This is a genomic window from Streptomyces aidingensis, from assembly GCF_900112355.1.
Lineage (GTDB): Bacteria > Actinomycetota > Actinomycetes > Streptomycetales > Streptomycetaceae > Streptomyces > Streptomyces aidingensis.
Genome location: NZ_FOLM01000002.1, coordinates 1 through 15,680 on the forward strand (window position 1 = coordinate 1; position 15,680 = coordinate 15,680).

At 75.1% G+C, this 15,680-nt stretch carries 12 protein-coding genes; 2 read left to right on the forward strand and 10 right to left on the reverse strand.

All coding sequences use genetic code 11. From position 1 onward, the window contains the following. Nucleotides 1-323: 323 nt before the first annotated feature. Nucleotides 324-1,331: a stage II sporulation protein M gene (locus BM242_RS04535; protein WP_093837356.1), complete on the reverse strand. Its 1,008-nt coding sequence runs from the start codon at nucleotides 1,329-1,331 to the stop codon at nucleotides 324-326. A 115-nt stretch (nucleotides 1,332-1,446) separates the two neighbouring features. Between BM242_RS04535 and BM242_RS04540 the strand changes: the two genes are divergently transcribed. Continuing rightward, nucleotides 1,447-2,358, forward strand: a complete 912-nt coding sequence (locus BM242_RS04540; RefSeq protein WP_175541266.1) for an RDD family protein — start codon at nucleotides 1,447-1,449, stop codon at nucleotides 2,356-2,358. 25 nt (nucleotides 2,359-2,383) lie between these two features. Here the strand turns inward: BM242_RS04540 and BM242_RS04545 are convergent, their stop codons facing one another. The 7 genes from BM242_RS04545 to BM242_RS04575 form a co-directional block, all read right to left on the reverse strand. Next, nucleotides 2,384-3,016: a hypothetical protein gene (locus BM242_RS04545; RefSeq protein ID WP_093837807.1), complete on the reverse strand. Its 633-nt coding sequence runs from the start codon at nucleotides 3,014-3,016 to the stop codon at nucleotides 2,384-2,386. 106 nt (nucleotides 3,017-3,122) lie between these two features. Further along, nucleotides 3,123-4,583 (reverse strand): adenosylhomocysteinase, encoded by a 1,461-nt coding sequence (ahcY, locus tag BM242_RS04550; protein WP_093837357.1) that lies wholly within the window; start codon nucleotides 4,581-4,583, stop codon nucleotides 3,123-3,125. Nucleotides 4,584-4,889: 306 nt separating this feature from the next. Continuing rightward, entirely contained in the window at nucleotides 4,890-6,101 is a 1,212-nt protein-coding gene (gene manA, locus BM242_RS04555; protein WP_093837358.1) for a mannose-6-phosphate isomerase, class I, read from the reverse strand. A gap of 98 nt (nucleotides 6,102-6,199) precedes the next feature. Next, nucleotides 6,200-7,438 carry an SIS domain-containing protein gene (locus BM242_RS04560; protein WP_093837359.1) on the reverse strand — a complete coding sequence of 413 codons (1,239 nt, stop codon included), beginning with the start codon at nucleotides 7,436-7,438 and terminating at the stop codon, nucleotides 6,200-6,202. A 57-nt stretch (nucleotides 7,439-7,495) separates the two neighbouring features. Beyond that, nucleotides 7,496-7,675, reverse strand: a complete 180-nt coding sequence (locus tag BM242_RS04565; RefSeq protein WP_093837360.1) for a Trm112 family protein — start codon at nucleotides 7,673-7,675, stop codon at nucleotides 7,496-7,498. Between the two features lie 161 nt (nucleotides 7,676-7,836). Then, on the reverse strand, nucleotides 7,837-9,213 hold the full coding sequence (locus tag BM242_RS04570) for a phosphomannomutase/phosphoglucomutase (protein ID WP_093837361.1): 1,377 nt from the start codon (nucleotides 9,211-9,213) through the stop codon (nucleotides 7,837-7,839). A 99-nt stretch (nucleotides 9,214-9,312) separates the two neighbouring features. Next, nucleotides 9,313-9,735 (reverse strand): DUF3499 domain-containing protein, encoded by a 423-nt coding sequence (locus tag BM242_RS04575; RefSeq protein ID WP_093837362.1) that lies wholly within the window; start codon nucleotides 9,733-9,735, stop codon nucleotides 9,313-9,315. A gap of 104 nt (nucleotides 9,736-9,839) precedes the next feature. On the opposite strand from BM242_RS04575, the gene BM242_RS04580 reads away from it, so the two are divergent. Continuing rightward, nucleotides 9,840-10,304 carry a metallopeptidase family protein gene (locus BM242_RS04580; protein ID WP_093837363.1) on the forward strand — a complete coding sequence of 155 codons (465 nt, stop codon included), beginning with the start codon at nucleotides 9,840-9,842 and terminating at the stop codon, nucleotides 10,302-10,304. Nucleotides 10,305-10,357: 53 nt separating this feature from the next. Here the strand turns inward: BM242_RS04580 and BM242_RS04585 are convergent, their stop codons facing one another. Both BM242_RS04585 and BM242_RS04590 read right to left on the reverse strand, forming a co-directional pair. Then, nucleotides 10,358-11,959, reverse strand: coding sequence for a DUF5719 family protein (locus tag BM242_RS04585; protein WP_093837364.1), 1,602 nt, complete (start codon nucleotides 11,957-11,959; stop codon nucleotides 10,358-10,360). Continuing rightward, complete coding sequence (locus tag BM242_RS04590; protein ID WP_093837365.1) at nucleotides 11,956-15,669, reverse strand: glycosyltransferase; 3,714 nt, start codon at nucleotides 15,667-15,669, stop codon at nucleotides 11,956-11,958. The genes BM242_RS04585 and BM242_RS04590 overlap by 4 nt, the downstream gene beginning before the upstream one ends. Nucleotides 15,670-15,680: the final 11 nt, after the last annotated feature.

A 15,680-nucleotide genomic window follows, 5' to 3' on the forward strand; every position in this document is an offset into this window, starting at 1 on the left:
TGTTGAGTTCTCAAGGAACGGACACTGCCATCGGTATCCCTCTCGGGAATCCCTCCGGGTGTTTCTTCCGTTTCGGTGCTTCCGACGCTATCACACCTCGGCCGGGGTGATTTCACCGCGCTCAGCGCGCGCCGGAATCCTGCCCTTTGAGGGAAGTGAGTCGGAGTCGGTAGCCCGCCATGGAATCTCCGAATGGAATTCTGTGGCGGCTGCACCTCTGCTGCCCGGCCGGGCGGCCTCTCGGTCGCTCCCGGCGGTGACAGCTCGGACTACGTTACGCGTCACCCGGTTGGGTGTCAAGCGCGGACCGGTGAGCGGCCGGCTCAGGCCGCCACCGGAAGTTCGTCCTCGCGGTCACCGGCGGTCACATCGCCGGTCTCACCTGCGCGAACGGCTCGGCGGCCGAGGATGAGGACATAGGCCAGGAACGCCGTTTCGACGGCCACTCCGATGCCGATGCGGGCCCAGGTGGGCAGCGACGAGGGGGTGACCAGACCCTCGATCAGACCGGAGATCAGCAGAATCAGGGTGAGGCCGATCACCATGCCCAGGGCGGCCCGGCCCTCCCGGGCCAGCGCCGCGCCCCGGGTGAGTCTCCCCGGGTCGATCACCGTCCAGCCCAGCCGCAGGCCGACGCCGGCCGCGATGAAGACCGCGGTGAGTTCGAGCAGGCCGTGCGGCAGGATCAGGCCGAGGAAGACGTCCAGCCGGTCGGCGGCGGCCATCAGGCCCACGCCCGTCCCCACGTTCATGGCGTTCTGCAGCAGCACCCACAGCACCGGGATGCCCAGGAAGACCCCGAGCGTCAGGGAGATGCCGGCGACCACCATGTTGTTCGTCCATACCTGGAAGGAGAAGGCCGCCGCCGGGCTGCTGGAGTAGTAGCTCTCGTAGCCGCCGCCGGGCCGGGTCATCTCCCGCAGCTCGTCGGGGGCGCCGATGCTGGCCTGCACCTCCGGGCTGCCGGCGATCCACGCCCCGATGCCCGCCGTGGCCAGGATGAAGACCAGCGCGGTCGGCACCCACCAGGCACGCGTGCGGTAGCAGGCGGCCGGGAAGCCGGCGGTGAAGTAGTGCAGGGCATCGCGCCAGGTGGCGCGCCGGGTGCCGACCACCACGCTGCGGGCCCTGGCGACCAGCGTGGTGAGCCGGTTGACCACGGCCGGGTCCGGGGCCCAGCTCTGGAGCTGGGAGAGATGGGTGGCGGTGCGCTGGTAAAGGCTCACCAGCTCGTCGGTCTCGGCACCGCTCAGCCGCCGGCCACGGCGGAGAAGCTGGGCCAGCCGGTCCCACTCCTGACGGTGCGCGGCCACGAACACATCGACGTCCATGGCACGACCCTCTCAGACGCTGCCGGGCGGAGGCAGTGGCCGGTTCGGTGGTGTGGCCAATCGGTGACCGGTGCAGACTGGCCGTACCGGCCGGACGCGGGGAGGATGGGCGGCCATGAGCAATCCCGTGACCGGTGATGCCGTTGTCCTGGGCCTGCAGCCCGCCAAGCTGCTGAGCCGGGCGCTGGCCGTGTCGATCGACCTGGCCGTGCTGCTCGGCGGGTACTTCCTGGCGACGCTGGTGCTGCTGAGCGCCGTGCAGGATCTGGGCTTCGCCGCTACGGCGGCCACCGCGATGGCCCTGCTGGCGCTGATCCTGGTCGGGGTGCCGGTGGCGGTGGAGACGCTGTCCCGGGGCAAGTCACTGGGGAAACTGGCCCTCGGGCTCCGGGTGGTGCGCAGCGACGGCGGTCCGGTCCGGTTCCGGCACGCGCTGGTGCGGCAGCTGGTCGGGGTGGTGGAGATTCTGGCCACCTCGGGGTCGGTGGCCTGCATCGCCTCGCTGGTGTCGGAGCGGGGGCGGCGGATCGGTGATGTGTTCGCCGGGACGCTGGTGGTGCGGGAGCGGATACCGGCGCCGCGCGCCTGGCCGCTGCCGGCGCCCCCGCCCGAGCTGGCCGGGCAGTTCGCGGAGCTGGATCTGTCCCGGGTGCCGGACGGGCTGTGGCTCACCGTGCGGCAGTTTCTGGCGCGGCTGCCGCAGATGGACGCCCGGATGAGCTGGTCCATGGCGGTGCGGCTGGCGGACGATCTGGTGCGGCTGACCGGGCGGGCGGCGCCGTCCGGGACGGATCCGGTCGGCTATCTGCGCGGAGTGGCGTGGGAGCGGCAGCGGCGGGATGTCCGGCGGCTGCAGGAGGAGCAGCGGCAGCTTCAGCAGGCAGCGCAGGTGGGTCCGGTGGGTCCGGTGGGTCCGGTGGGTCCGGTGCAGGAGATGCCGCGGGCGTGGGCGGAGGAGCCGGTACGGTCGGCCGTCGGCGGGGACGGGGACGGGGGCCGGGCCGGGGGGTTCGCACCTCCCGGGTGACGGGCGCGGACGGGCGGGAAGCCGGTCAGGCCGCGGCCGTGGGCCAGTCGGAAGGGGGCGCGTCCAGGTCGTCGAGTTCGATGCCGGGGGCGGCCAGCACGATGTCGCCGGTGAGGTGGACCAGCCCTCGCTCACCGCTCTCCAGGTCGTCGATCCGGTACTCCTCGACCGTGAGCTCGCCGCCCGCCGCGGCGTCACGGTGCAGTGCGCTGCTCAGCAGGGTCCAGCTCTGGTCGACGGTGCGCGGGGCGAGCACGGGCTCGGTGAGCGCCAGCAGGCGGACCCGGGCGGCCGGGCCGCCGGGGGTCAGCCGCAGCAGCCGGGCGACGGCCACCAGGTGGGCGGGTGAGCCGCCGGTGAAGGCGTGGGCCCGGGCGTTGCCGGGCTCGGCGTGTTCCCCGCCGGGGCCGGTGCGGACCCAGCTCAGCCCGTCCAGGGCCGCGCCGCGCAGCTGCCACCGCCCGGCCCGGGCTTCCAGCCGCAGCGGGCGTCCCCGTTGGTCCACGGTGAGGTCGAGGGAGCCGGCCGGGCGGCCGTCGGGGCCGAGCCGGCGGGCGGTGTAGCGCCAGCCGGACGGGCCGGGCGCGCACTGGAACCGCTCCTCGCCGAGCGGGGTGCGGTCGTGCGGGTCGTGGAGCAGATAGCGGCCACTGGGCATGCGGTGATCTTCGGGGAACCGGGAGGGAGCCGGGAACGGGATCGGGATCGGGGTCGGGTGCGGTGCGGCCGCCGGGGCCCGGCGGCCGCACCGCACCGGGCCGTGGTCAGTAGCGGTAGTGCTCGGACTTGTACGGGCCCTGGACCGGGACGCCGATGTAGGCGGCCTGCTCGGGGCTCAGCTCGGTGAGCCGGGCGCCGAGGGCGTCCAGGTGCAGCCTGGCGACCTTCTCGTCCAGATGCTTGGGCAGGGTGTAGACCCCGATCGGGTACTCGTCGTTCTTGGCGAACAGCTCGATCTGGGCGATGGTCTGGTTGGCGAAGCTGTTGGACATCACGAACGACGGGTGGCCGGTCGCATTGCCCAGGTTGAGCAGGCGGCCCTCGGAGAGCACGATGATCGAGCGGCCGTCGGTGAAGGTCCAGGTGTGGACCTGCGGCTTGACCTCGTCCTTGACCACGCCGGGAACGGCGGCCAGGCCGGCCATGTCGATCTCGTTGTCGAAGTGGCCGATGTTGCCGACGATCGCCTGGTGCTTCATCCGCAGCATGTGCTCGGTGCGGATGACGTCCTTGTTGCCGGTGGCGGTGATGAAGATGTCGGCGGTGTCGACCACGTCCTCCAGGCGGGCCACCTGGTAGCCGTCCATGGCGGCCTGGAGGGCGCAGATCGGGTCGATCTCGGTGACGATCACCCGGGCGCCCTGGCCGCGCAGCGACTCGGCGCAGCCCTTGCCGACGTCGCCGTAGCCGCAGATCACCGCGACCTTGCCGCCGATCAGGACGTCGGTCGCCCGGTTGATGCCGTCGACCAGCGAGTGGCGGCAGCCGTACTTGTTGTCGAACTTGGACTTGGTGACCGAGTCGTTGACGTTGATCGCCGGGAAGAGCAGGGTGCCCTCGCGCTGCATCTCGTACAGCCGGTGGACGCCGGTGGTGGTCTCCTCGGTGACGCCGCGGATCTCGGAGGCGAGCTGGGTCCACTTCTGCGGGGTCTCGGCCAGCGTGCGGGCCAGCAGCCGGAGGATGACGGCCTCCTCCTCGCTGCCCGCGGTGTCCGGGGCGGGCACCTCGCCGTCCTTCTCGCAGACCACGCCCTTGTGCACCAGCAGGGTGGCGTCGCCGCCGTCGTCCAGGATCATGTTGGGGCCGCCGGTGGGGGTGCCGGGCCAGGTCAGCGCCTGCTCGGTGCACCACCAGTACTCTTCGAGGGTCTCCCCCTTCCAGGCGAAGACCGGGATGCCGCGGGGGTCCTCCGGAGTGCCGTCGGGGCCGACCGCGACCGCCGCCGCGGCATGGTCCTGGGTGGAGAAGATGTTGCAGGAGGCCCAGCGGACCTCGGCGCCGAGCGCGACCAGGGTCTCGATCAGCACGGCGGTCTGCACGGTCATGTGCAGCGAGCCGGTGATCCGGGCGCCGGCCAGCGGCCGGGCCTCGGCGTACTCGCGGCGGATCGACATCAGGCCGGGCATCTCGTGCTCGGCGAGGGTGATCTCCTTGCGGCCGAACCCGGCCAGGGAGAGGTCGGCGACCTTGAAGTCGGGGTGAGCGGACTCGCTCGTGGGCATGAAGCTGCTCCTCGATTGACGGTCTTGGCGGGCAGGGTGCGCCGGGGACGCGACGGCAGGCGCCCGTGCCGGTCCGCTGGGCGCCGGGCGGCGTTCCCGGCCGCACCGGTCCGTCGGAGGGCCTTCTTTCCCCTCGGCCGGGCACGGGCCCGTCCGGCGGGCCGCCCCGACTGCCATCAGCAGCGACGTGTTGTGCGGTCGTCACCGAATCTAGCAGCCGGGCCGTGGGCACCTTCAAGGCCGCATGACGGGGCGTCCGAAAACGAGCCCTCGCCGCCTCCGGGCCGCCGCGGGCGGCGCGGGGTCTCAGAGCCGGACGGTGGCGCGGAAGACCGTGCCGGGGCCGTCCACCAGCAGGGATTCCTGGGCGGCGGGGACATAGGCGGACTCGCCGCGCCGCAGGATCAGCTCCCGCTCGGCCGGGCCGTCCGCGATGCGGATCATGCCGTCGGTGCAGAGCAGGATCTGCGGCACGCCGGTGGGCAGGGCGCGGGGCTCGGCGCCGGGCGCCAGTACGCAGCGGGACAGCCGGAACTCGCTGACCGGGGCGGCGTACACCTCCTCGCCCTCCGGGGTCTCCTCCGGACGCAGCACGCCCGCGTCGCCGCTTTCGAAGCGGACGATGCGCAGCAGCTCCGGCACGTCCACATGCTTGGGCGTCAGGCCACAGCGCAGCACATTGTCGGAGTTGGCCATGATCTCCACGCCCATGCCCCTGAGGTAGGCGTGCGGCACCCCGGCGGCCAGGAACAGCGCCTCGCCGGGCTGGAGCCGGACGTGGTTGAGCAGCATGGCGGCCAGCACGCCCGGATCGCCGGGGTACTGGCGGGCGATGGCGGCGTACGCGCCGCAGGCCGCGGCCCAGGGGCCGCCGTCCGCGGCGACGCGGTGGGCGGCCTCGGCGGCCAGGCGGACGGTTTCGGCCACGGCGGCGCGGTCCGCGGTGAGGACGGCGGAGAAGACCTCGCGCAGCGCGGCGTCCTCGGGGCGGGCGGCGGCCAGGATGTCGGCGTAGGGCTTGAGCTGGTCGACGTCGAGCGCGGTGAGCAGGGCGGCGGTCTCGGCGGCGGGGCGGAAGCCGCACAGCCCTTCGAAGGGGGTCAGCGCGCAGATCAGCTCGGGCTTGTGGTGGGCGTCCTTGTAGTTGCGGTGCGGGGCGGAGGGCGGGACGCCGCGGCCCTCCTCGTCGTCGAAGCCGGCCTGCGCCTGGGCCAGGTCGGGGTGGACCTGGAGGGAGAGCGGGGAGGCGGCGGCCAGCACCTTGAGCAGGAACGGCAGGCGCGGTCCGAACGCCTCGGCGGCGGCGCGGCCCAGCTCGCGCCCGGGGTCGGCCGCGATCAGCTCGCCCAGCGGGATCCGGCCGCCGTCGCCGCGTTCCACCAGGGAGGGGGCGCCGGGGTGGGCGCCCATCCAGAGTTCGGCCTGGGGCTGCCCGGTGGGCTCGGTGCCCAGCAGCTCCGGGATGGCGGTGGTGGAGCCCCAGGCGTAGGGGCGCACGGCGTTGACAAGTCGGTCCATGGCGGCGGTTCCGGTTCCGGTGCGGTGGGCGGGCGGGCGGTTGCCCGGCGGGGCGGGCCGGCACGGGAGGCGGCGGCCGGCCGGCCGCCGCCTCCGGGTCAGGTGCGGTTGTTCGAGGTGAGCGCCAGGTAGACGGCGGAGAAGTCGAGCTGGGCGATCAGCTCGGCGGCGGCCTCCAGCGGGGTGCTCGGGTCCGAGGGGGTCAGCTCGCTGAGTGCGGCGCCCTGTTCCACGGCCAGTTCCCGGGCGGCGTCGGCGGCGCCGAACCGGGGGCCGGGTCCGGGTCCGGGCCCCGGTCCGGGGCCGGGTCCGGCGGGGCGCTCGGCGGCCCCGGCCCCGCCGCCGCCGTTGCCGAAGCTGCTGCCGGGCGGATCCAGGATGGCCGGGCTGCGCAGCAGGACCACGCGGGCGTGCAGCGCGGGCGGCTCCTCGACCCGGTCGCGGAAGAAGTCGTCGGCCTCGGAACCGCCGGTCAGGCTGCCGCCCAGCAGCGCCCCGTGCGCGGTCATCGCCTCCGGGAGGGCGGCGCTCAGCGCGGGCAGGCCGGACAGTCCGGTGAGGGTCGCGGCGCCGTGCCGGGCGGCGGCTGCCGCGAGCGGGCCGTCGCTCCACAGCAGCGGCAGCGAGCCGGCGAACTCGGCGGCCAGGGCCTTGGCCGGGTTGGCGTCCACGGGGGCCGCCGGGCCGCAGCGCTCGGCGGTGGCGTCCAGCCGGTCGGCCATGGCGAGCAGCGCGTCCTCGCCGGCCCGGCACAGCCCGAGCCGGTCGCAGAGGTACAGCAGCGGGGTCACCAGCGACCACTGGGGACCGGGCGCGGCCGGGTGGGCGGGCAGCTCGACCCGGGGCGCGTGGGTGAGCTCTATGGTCAGGCTGCGGCGGCGCAGGGTGAGGTCGGCCAGCGAGGAACGGTCGGGGACCACGGTGACCACGGTCAGGCCGCGGCGGTAGGCGGTCTCCAGCAGCTCGCCCAGGCCCGGCTCGCTGCCGTCGGTGCTGGTGAGCAGGAGCAGGTCGAGGGCGCCGGCCCAGTTGGGCAGCGGCCAGCGCAGGGCGCCGGGGGCGGCCAGCGCGCCGGTGGCGGGCAGCCGGGCCACCCGGACGTTCTCGTCGATCAGCGCGGAGAGCAGATCGACGGTGAGCGCGGCGTCCGGGCCGGGGCCGGCCACCAGCACCGTGCCGGGACGGCCGTCCGGCCGCAGGCGCGGCACGGGGGACTCCTCGACGGCACGCAGCGCGGTGCGCACCTGGGCGCCGGCGGCGGCGACGGAGCGCAGCAGTCCGCGCAGATCGGCCCGGTCGAGCGCGTCGGGGGCGTCCAGCAGCGATTCGTCGATCATGTCGGGACTCCGATCGCCCGGGGTGGCCGGGAGGTCCGGGGAGTGGCTCGGAACGGGTCAGGACGGCTTGCGGGCCTCGTCCTCCAGCAGGACCGGGATGTCGTCGTGGACGGGGTAGGCCAGGCCGCAGCTCTCGCTCGTGCAGACCAGTTCGCGGCCGTCCTCGCCGGCGCGCAGCGGCGAGCGGCAGGCCGGGCAGGCGAGGATTTCCAGAAGACCGGCTTCCACGGGCGGCATGGGCGTTTCCTCACTTGTCCATCGGTGCACGCGGCGGGAGGAGCCGTTGCCGGGCTCCTCCCGATCACCCTACCGGCGCCGCACCCCGCCAGCCACGCAACCGCCCGCTGCCGTCTCCCGCCGCATCCGCGGCGGGGAGAGGGCGGCGGGAGCGGGCGGAGTCAGGCGCGGACGAGGGCGAGGACCTCGTCGCGGACCTTGGCGACGGTGTCCGGGTCGCGGGCCTCCACATTGAGCCGGAGCAGCGGCTCGGTGTTGGACGGCCGCAGGTTGAACCACCAGTCGCCGGAGGTGACGGTGAGGCCGTCCATCTCGTCCACCGTGGTGCCCGGCCGGCCGGCGTAGGCGGCGCGCACCGCGGCCAGCCGGCCGTTCTGGTCGTCCACCCGGCTGTTGATCTCGCCCGAGGCGGCGTAGCGGTCGTACTGCTCGACCAGCCGGGAGAGCGGCTCCGGCTGGCCGCCGAGCGCCGCCAGGACATGCAGCGCGGCCAGCATGCCGGTGTCGGCGTTCCAGAAGTCCCGGAAGTAGTAGTGCGCGGAGTGCTCGCCGCCGAAGACCGCGCCGTGCCGGGCCATCTCGGCCTTGATGAAGGAATGCCCCACCCGGGTGCGCACCGGGGTGCCGCCGCTCTCCCGCACCACCTCGGGCACCGACCAGGAGGTGATCAGGTTGTGGATCACCATGGAGCCGGGGTGCTTGGCCAGCTCCCGGGCGGCGACCAGCGCGGTGATCGCGGAGGGCGAGACGGGCTCGCCGCGCTCGTCGACCACGAAGCAGCGGTCGGCGTCGCCGTCGAAGGCCAGCCCGATGTCGGCGCCGGTCTCCCGCACCCGGGCCTGGAGATCCACGATGTTGGCCGGGTCCAGGGGGTTGGCCTCATGGTGCGGGAAGGTGCCGTCGAGCTCGAAGTAGAGCGGGTCCAGGGTGAGGGGCAGCCCCTCGAAGACGGTGGGGACGGTGTGCCCGCCCATGCCGTTGCCCGCGTCCACCACGACCTTCAGGGGGCGGATTCCGGTCAGATCCACCAGGGTGCGCAGATGCCCGGCATAGTCGCCGAGGGTCTCGCGGCGGGTCATCGTGCCCGGTGCGGCGGCCGGTTCGGGTGCGCCCTGGGCCAGCCACCGCTCGGTGAGGGAGCGGATCTCGGCCAGCCCGCTGTCCTGGCCGATGGGCGCGGCGCCCGCCCGGCACATCTTGATGCCGTTGTACTGGGCCGGGTTGTGGCTGGCGGTGAACATGGCGCCGGGCATGTCCAGGGCGCCGCTGGCGTAGTAGAGCTGATCCGTCGAGCAGAGCCCGATCTCGGTGACGTCCGTCCCGAGCGAGGCCGCGCCCTCGGCGAAGGCGCGGGACAGGCCGGGCGAGGACGGGCGCATGTCGTGGCCGATGACGATGCCGGCGGCGGGGTCCTCACCGGCGTTGCGGAGCATGGTGACGAACGCCGCTCCGAGCAGCCTCGCCAGGTCCGTATCCCACTGATCAGGGACCACGCCCCGCACGTCGTATGCCTTGACGATCTGCGACAGGTCCGGCACAGCTCACCCCTTGGGTCGCGGTTGACGGCGCGGGTAACCGTTGCCACCCGATGCGGTCGGCGGCGCCGCTCACTGTACCGGCCGGATGTTACGCCGGGATCAGGAATCCGGTGAACGGAGAACCCGCAGGTGGCCGCGGCGGGCGACCTCCATGGGATCGGCGCCGGGGGCGGCCGGGCCGGGCGGCGGCTCGGGGCGGGGGCGGCTGCGGGCGGCCTCCCGCACCGCGTCGGCCAGGGCCTCCAGATCGTCGCCGCTGGGGCGGCGGGCGGCGGTGGTGTCGACGGCGAGCCGGACCACTTCCCAGCCGCGGGGGGCGGTGAGCCGCTCGGAGTGCTCGGCGCACAGGTCGTAGCAGTGCGGCTCGGCATAGGTGGCGAGGGGGCCCAGCACGGCGGTGGAGTCCGCGTAGACATACGTGAGCGTCGCCACGGCGGGGCGACCGCAGGCGGTTCGCGAACAGCGTCGGACGGGGCTCACGATGTTGGACCGTACCGCACTCCTGAGCGGGCCGCGACGCATCGCCGTGGCGTCACCCGGCCGTGTCGCCGCATCCTGGCCGGGACGTACCGGTTCGCCCCGTAAGGTGAGCTGCTTCGGCCCGGTGTCCTCTATGGTCAGAGGCGATGAAGAACGAGCCGAGCAGCGTCTCCTCCCCCGCTCCCGGGCCGCCGGCGCGGCGCCACCGGGACCGGCACGGCCGCGGCATGCGCGGTCCGCTGGCGCCTCCGCAGGTGCCGCTCTCCGCCAGCCGGTCGGAGACCTTCGCGTCCCTGGTGCAGGACTCGGCCGAGCGGCTGCGGCGGCGGCTGCCGCAACTGGAGGGCGTGGCCTTCGAGGTGCAGGAGGTGCCGCGGCTGTCCGGGCCGCCCGGGGGCGATCCGGCGGCGGAGGGCGTGCCGCTGGGCGGGGTGGTGCGCGGCCGGGGCGGGCGGCCGGACCGGATCGTGGTGTACCGGCGGCCGGTGGAGCTGCGGGCCCGGGACCGGGACGAGCGGGCGGACCTGGTGCACGAGGTGGTGGTCGAGCAGGCCGCCGAGCTGCTCGGCCTGGCCCCCGAGTCGGTGGACCCGCGCTACGGCGAGGACTGAGCGGGCCGCCCGGCGGCCGGGCCGGGGGCCGGGCCGGGGCCGAGCCGGGGAGCTCAGTCGTCGGGGAGCAGCAGGCCGATGTTCTCGCCGGTGCCGGGGACGGTCACCCGGGAGCGGTCGTCGGGCAGGGTCTGCACGGTGAACATCGGGATCTTGTCGCGCTCCACGGTCAGGGTCCGGGCGGCGTAGAGCTCGCCGCCGCCGGTGCGTTCCACGGTGGCGGCGTAGCGGCCCTTGGCGCCTTCCGGCAGCTCCGGGGTGACGGCCACGGTGGTGCCCGCCGGGACGGTGATCTCCTCGGTCACCGGGTCGCCGCCGCCCGAGGCGGCGGACCAGGTGACCCGCACCTCGGCGGTCTCGCCCGGGGCGACCAGGGACAGCTCGGTGCCGTCCAGGACATTGCCGGAGACCGAGGCCCGTTCCTCCACCGGCGCGGTGCCGGCGATGAACGCCATCTCCTGCTTGCTGCCGTCGCCGCGGGTGACGCGGAGCGAGGCGACCACCGGGCCGGTGAGGGAGTCCTCGGGGGTGAGCAGCAGCGAGCCGGGCTCGCCCTGGGTGATGTCGGCGAGTTCCACGGCCTCCAGCAGCCCGGAGCGCAGGAAGAGGCTCTCGTTCCCGGCCGGGGTGAAGGTGCCGGTGGCCCCGACGAGCTGGACGGAGAGATTGAGGTCGGCGTCGCCGGGGGTGAAGGCCACCAGGCGGACGGTCTTGGCGTCGGCGGGAATGCCGGGCAGCAGGACCCGGCCGTCGGTGCCGCCGGTGACGGCCGGCAGCCAGTCCACGCCGAGCTGTTCGTCCACGGTCTCGATCTGGGCGCCGATGCGGCCGGTGCGGGCGGTGACATGCACGGCCAGCCCGGCGTGCTGCTCATCGGTGAGGGTGGACAGCCGGACCGCGACCCCGGAGCGGCCGGGGAGCGAGACCCCGTCCTCGGCGATGCCGGTCTCCAGCCTGCCCTCCGGGCCGTACAGCTCGATGTCGACGACCGTGCCGCCGTCCTCGGGGTTGGTGAGATGCAGGTAGTCGTGGCGGGTGTCGACGGTGGCGGCGCCGGCGAACCAGAAGTCGGCGGCCGGGGCCTGGCAGGCGGTGCCGAGCAGGCCGCGGGCGCCCGAGGTGTCCACGATGCTGCTCTGCTGGACGGTCCAGCCGGGGGCGACCCGGTGCTCGGCGGTCCCGGCCAGGGCGGTGGCCTCGTCGTTCTTGACGTTCACCGCCACGGGGACGCCGGGCTCGGCGGACTCCACGACCGGCTCCGCCCCGGGCTGTTCCCCGGAGTCGTCGGTGGCCTCGGTGGCGTCGGTGTCCTCGCCGGTCGCTTCCTCGTCCTCGTCCGGGTTCTCCTCGTCGGTGCCGGGGGTGTAGGGGGTGATGGGGAGCAGGCTCGCGGTGCCGGGCCGGCTGTCCCCGGCCGGTCCCTCCCCGGCCGGGCTGTAGGCGGTGTAGTAGGTGGCGGCCTCTTCCACGGCTGTGGGGCGGGGGCAGACCAGGGAGGTGCGGACCACGGGCGCCCGGGCGGCCTCGCCCGCCGGGGCGGGCGGGGCGGCGGACTCGCCGCCGCCCAGGGTGCCGAGCGCGCCGGCCAGGGCCAGGGCGGCTCCGGCGGCGAGCAGGGAGAGCACCGGGCTGCGGCGCAGGGCGTCTCGGTTCATCGCCGGCCTCCGTCGCCGTAGTCGGTGCCGTAGTCAGTGCCGTAATCGGTGCCGTAGTCGTACTGGCCGTAGTCCTGCCGCTGGTCCCATTCGCCCCGGCTCCGGCCGGGGACGGACGGGGCGGCGGAGGGCTGCTCGCCGTATCCGCCGGGGTCGTGGGCGGGGTCGTGGGCGTTGCCGTCGTAGGAGTAGCCGCCGCTGTCCTGGTAGCCGTACTCGGGCTGATAGCCGGTGGCCGTCCCGGTGCCGGGGTCGTACCAGCCCTGCTGGGACGGCACGGCGGCGCCCGCGGGTTCGGGGGCCGGTTCGGGTTCCGGGAGCGGTGCCGGTTCCCGGGCGGGGGGCGCAGGTGTCTGCCGGGTGTGCTCCGGGGTACCGGCCGGGCGGGCGGGCTCGCCCTCCTCCGGCAGGTCGTCGTCGAGCTCCCGGCGCCGGCCGGGCAGCGCCAGCACGGTGAGCACCAGCAGCAGGAAGCCCTGGGTCCAGACCCAGAAGGTGTGGGCGGAACCGGAGTCGTAGGTGACCTCCAGCAGGCCGCCGCCCTCGGGAAGTTCGAAGCCCTGGGCCCAGCCGTCCAGCGTGACCCGCGGCAGCGGAGTGCCGTTCACGGTGGCGACCCAGCCGGGGTCGGCGGTGTCGGCGAGGCGCAGAACGCGGCCGGCCGGGCCGTCCGGCAGTTCGGTGCGGACCTCGACCGGGCCGGCGGGCAGCGGCTGCGGTTCCACCGCCCCGGCCCCGGCCTCGGGGTCGGCGGCCTCGGGGTCGGCGGCCTCGGGATCGGCGGCCTCGGCGGGCTGTCCGGCGGGGAGGATCTGGACCCGCGCGGTCTCCCGCTGCACCCGCCACAGCGGGCTGCCGTCCTCCTGGCTGAGCCGCTTCAGGCCCACGGTGGCGTCCAGCACCCGCTGCAGCCCCTCGGAGGAGCCCTGGCGCACCAGCACATAGCGCACCGCGTAGTCGCCGAGAATCGCCGTCTGGTCGGCACCGGTACCGGCCACCAGATCGGCCACGGCCCGGCTCAGGGCCTGATCCTCGGGCATCAGCGCGGCAAGGTCGGCGTCGCCCAGCCGGGCGCCCGCGCCGCGCACCAGGGTGTACTCCACATGCACCGGGGTGCCGTCTGGGGCGTCGGCCTCACTGGACAGCAGCAGGGTGCGGGCCTGGTCGCTGGTGGAGCTCTCCTCGGCGACAAAGGCCGGGACCTGCACCGGCGAGCGCCGCTCCAGCGGCCCGCCGGCGCCGTCCACCACCCAGGCGGCCAGGGCCAGCAGCGGACCCGCCGCCGCGGCCACCGCGGTCAGCGCGGCCACCGGCTGCCGCCAGCCGAAGCTCTGCTCGGCGACCCGGGCCCGGGCGCCGTCGGCGCCCACCGCGGCGGCGCACAGCAGGGCCAGGCTGTAGACCAGCACGGCGGGTCCGGCCCAGTGGCCGCCGCCGTTGGACCAGACGGCGAACAGCAGGGCGATCAGCGCCGCGCCCCAGGCGGCGGTCATGGCGAGCCGCCGGTCCCGGCGCAGCAGCGCGGCGAGCGCGGCCAGCAGCAGCCCGGCCAGCAGCCAGGCGCCGGTGGTGCCCGGCCCGCCGGGGCTGAAGGTGAGCAACTGGGCCGCGGAGGCCGGCTCGGTGGCGTACGGCAGACCGGCCTCGGACAGGAAGCGGTCGGGGCTGATCAGCACCCGCCACAGCCACGGTCCCAGCAGCAGCAGGGGGGTGAGCAGCAGCGCGGCCAGCCGCAGCGCGCGGGCCCGGCGGGCGCCGGGCGGCTGGCGGAGCGGCAGGATCAGCACGGCCAGTGCCAGCACGGCGGCCAGCGGCCAGATCACCGGGGTGAAGGCGGTGATGACGGTGAGCACCAGCGCACCGGACCAGGCGGTCCGCCACGGCCCGCGGGCCGCGCCGCCGCCCGCGGCCAGGCCCGTGGTGCAGGCCGCGAAGCGGGCCAGCGGCGGCAGCAGCACGGCCAGCACCACGGTGCCGATCCGGCCCGAGGCAAGGGCGCCGGTGAGCGCGGGCAGCAGGGCGTAGGCCACCGCGCCCCAGGCGCGCAGGATGCGGGACGGCAGCAGCGGCTTGGAGCACAGGTAGGCGCTCAGCCCGGCCAGCGGCACGGCCAGCACCACCAGGCCGGTCATGGCCAGGCCGGTGCTGCCCAGCAGCAGGGAGGCCGCCATGGCCAGGAAGGCGAGGTGGGGCGGGGCGGACTGGCTGCCGCCGGTGCCCAGCGGCTGCCAGGTGGTCAGGTAGCGGTCCCACAGGGCCTCGGCGTCGCCCGGCGCGGGAAGCAGGGCACCGCCGCTCAGCGCGCCGCCGCCGAGCAGGGCACGGCAGGCCAGGAAGGAGACGAGGAGCAGCAGGGCGAACAGCACCGGGCCGGGCCGGCGGGCCAGTTTGCGCAGCAGGGCGAACTGCTCGACCTCGAAGTCCTCGGCGGCTTCGTCGGTGGGGCCGGACTCCACGGCGGAGGCACGCCCGCCGCCGTGCCGGCCGACCGGGCCGCCGCCGCTTCTGGTCCGGCTGGTCAGCGTGGTGACGGCCTGTTCCAGGGTGGCGCGGACGGTGGCGCCGGGCGGCGGGAAGAGCGGGCGGATGACGGCCGGCTGGAAGTCGGCCGCGGTGGTGTGGCGGCGGCTGCGGCGGGCCATGAGGATGCGGCCGGGCCGCAGCAGGGTGGCCAGCAGCCCGGCGGCCTCGTCCAGGGCATGGCCGGGGGCCTTGCCCAGCAGATGGCCCAGGATGCGCAGCACGGTGCCGAGGACCAGCCGGAACAGCGCCCAGGGCAGGGCCCGGCCGCGCGCGTTGGCGAGCAGGGTGTAGGCGGCGGCGGCCTTGTCCACGCGGTGCGGGCTGCCGCCGAGCCGGCCGGCGCAGTCGATGGAGCGGCGCTCCCGGGCGGCGGCCTCGGCGTGCCGCAGGACCGCGTCGGTGGCGATGAGCACCCGGTGGCCGGCGGCGTGGGCGCGCCAGCACAGGTCGATGTCGTCCCGCATCAGGGGCAGCCGGCGGTCGAAGCCGCCGAGGCGCTCGAAGACGTCCCGGCGGATCAGCATGCCGGCGCTGGAGACGGCGAGCACGGTGCGGTTGGCGTCGTGCTGGCCCTGGTCCTGCTCGCGTCGCTCCAGGCCCGTCCAGCGGCGCCCGCTGGGGGCGATGGTGACGCCGGTCTCCAGCAGCTGGCGCCGGTCGTACCAGCCGCGCAGCTTGGGGCCGATGACGGCGGCGTCCGGGTCGGCGTCCGCCCGGCGCAGGAGCGCGCGCAGCGCGCCGGGCTCCGGGGCGGAGTCGTCGTGCAGCAGCCAGAGCCAGTGCACGGGCTCGCCGAAGGGCAGCTCCGGCATGTCGTAGGTGCTGGTGTCCCAGGTGCGGGTGACCGGGTTCCAGGCGTCGGGGCGGCGCAGATAGCGCAGGTCCTCGGGGGTGAGGACGGGGGCGGTGCGGGCCGCTTCGGCGACCGCGGCGCCGAAGCCGGTGCGCCGGGCGAGATGGAGCACGCGGTCCGGGCCGAGCTTCTCGGTGAGCAGGGCGGCGGAGCTGTCGGCGCTGCCGGTGTCGGCGGCGATGACGTCCTGCACCTGGCGTTCCTGGCCGAACAGCCCGTTCAGGACGTCGGGCAGCCAGCGTGCGCCGTCATGGGCGACCAGCACGGCGGTGACGACGTGCTGCGGAAACTCTGGATGGCCCGGCTGGGCCGACTGGGCTGACTGGGCTGACATCGAGGTGCGGG

Excerpts from the sequence above, each read along its gene's own strand:
- manA (WP_093837358.1), bottom strand. The coding sequence starts at position 6,101 with ATGGACCGACTTGTCAACGCCGTGCGCCCCTACGCCTGGGGCTCCACC.
- BM242_RS04590 (WP_093837365.1), bottom strand. The coding sequence starts at position 15,669 with ATGTCAGCCCAGTCAGCCCAGTCGGCCCAGCCGGGCCATCCAGAGTTT.
- BM242_RS04565 (WP_093837360.1), bottom strand. The coding sequence starts at position 7,675 with ATGCCGCCCGTGGAAGCCGGTCTTCTGGAAATCCTCGCCTGCCCGGCC.
- BM242_RS04580 (WP_093837363.1), top strand. The coding sequence starts at position 9,840 with ATGAAGAACGAGCCGAGCAGCGTCTCCTCCCCCGCTCCCGGGCCGCCG.
- BM242_RS04585 (WP_093837364.1), bottom strand. The coding sequence starts at position 11,959 with ATGAACCGAGACGCCCTGCGCCGCAGCCCGGTGCTCTCCCTGCTCGCC.
- BM242_RS04575 (WP_093837362.1), bottom strand. The coding sequence starts at position 9,735 with ATGCGTCGCGGCCCGCTCAGGAGTGCGGTACGGTCCAACATCGTGAGC.
- BM242_RS04545 (WP_093837807.1), bottom strand. The coding sequence starts at position 3,016 with ATGCCCAGTGGCCGCTATCTGCTCCACGACCCGCACGACCGCACCCCG.
- BM242_RS04540 (WP_175541266.1), top strand. The coding sequence starts at position 1,447 with ATGAGCAATCCCGTGACCGGTGATGCCGTTGTCCTGGGCCTGCAGCCC.
- BM242_RS04535 (WP_093837356.1), bottom strand. The coding sequence starts at position 1,331 with ATGGACGTCGATGTGTTCGTGGCCGCGCACCGTCAGGAGTGGGACCGG.
- ahcY (WP_093837357.1), bottom strand. The coding sequence starts at position 4,583 with ATGCCCACGAGCGAGTCCGCTCACCCCGACTTCAAGGTCGCCGACCTC.
- BM242_RS04560 (WP_093837359.1), bottom strand. The coding sequence starts at position 7,438 with ATGATCGACGAATCGCTGCTGGACGCCCCCGACGCGCTCGACCGGGCC.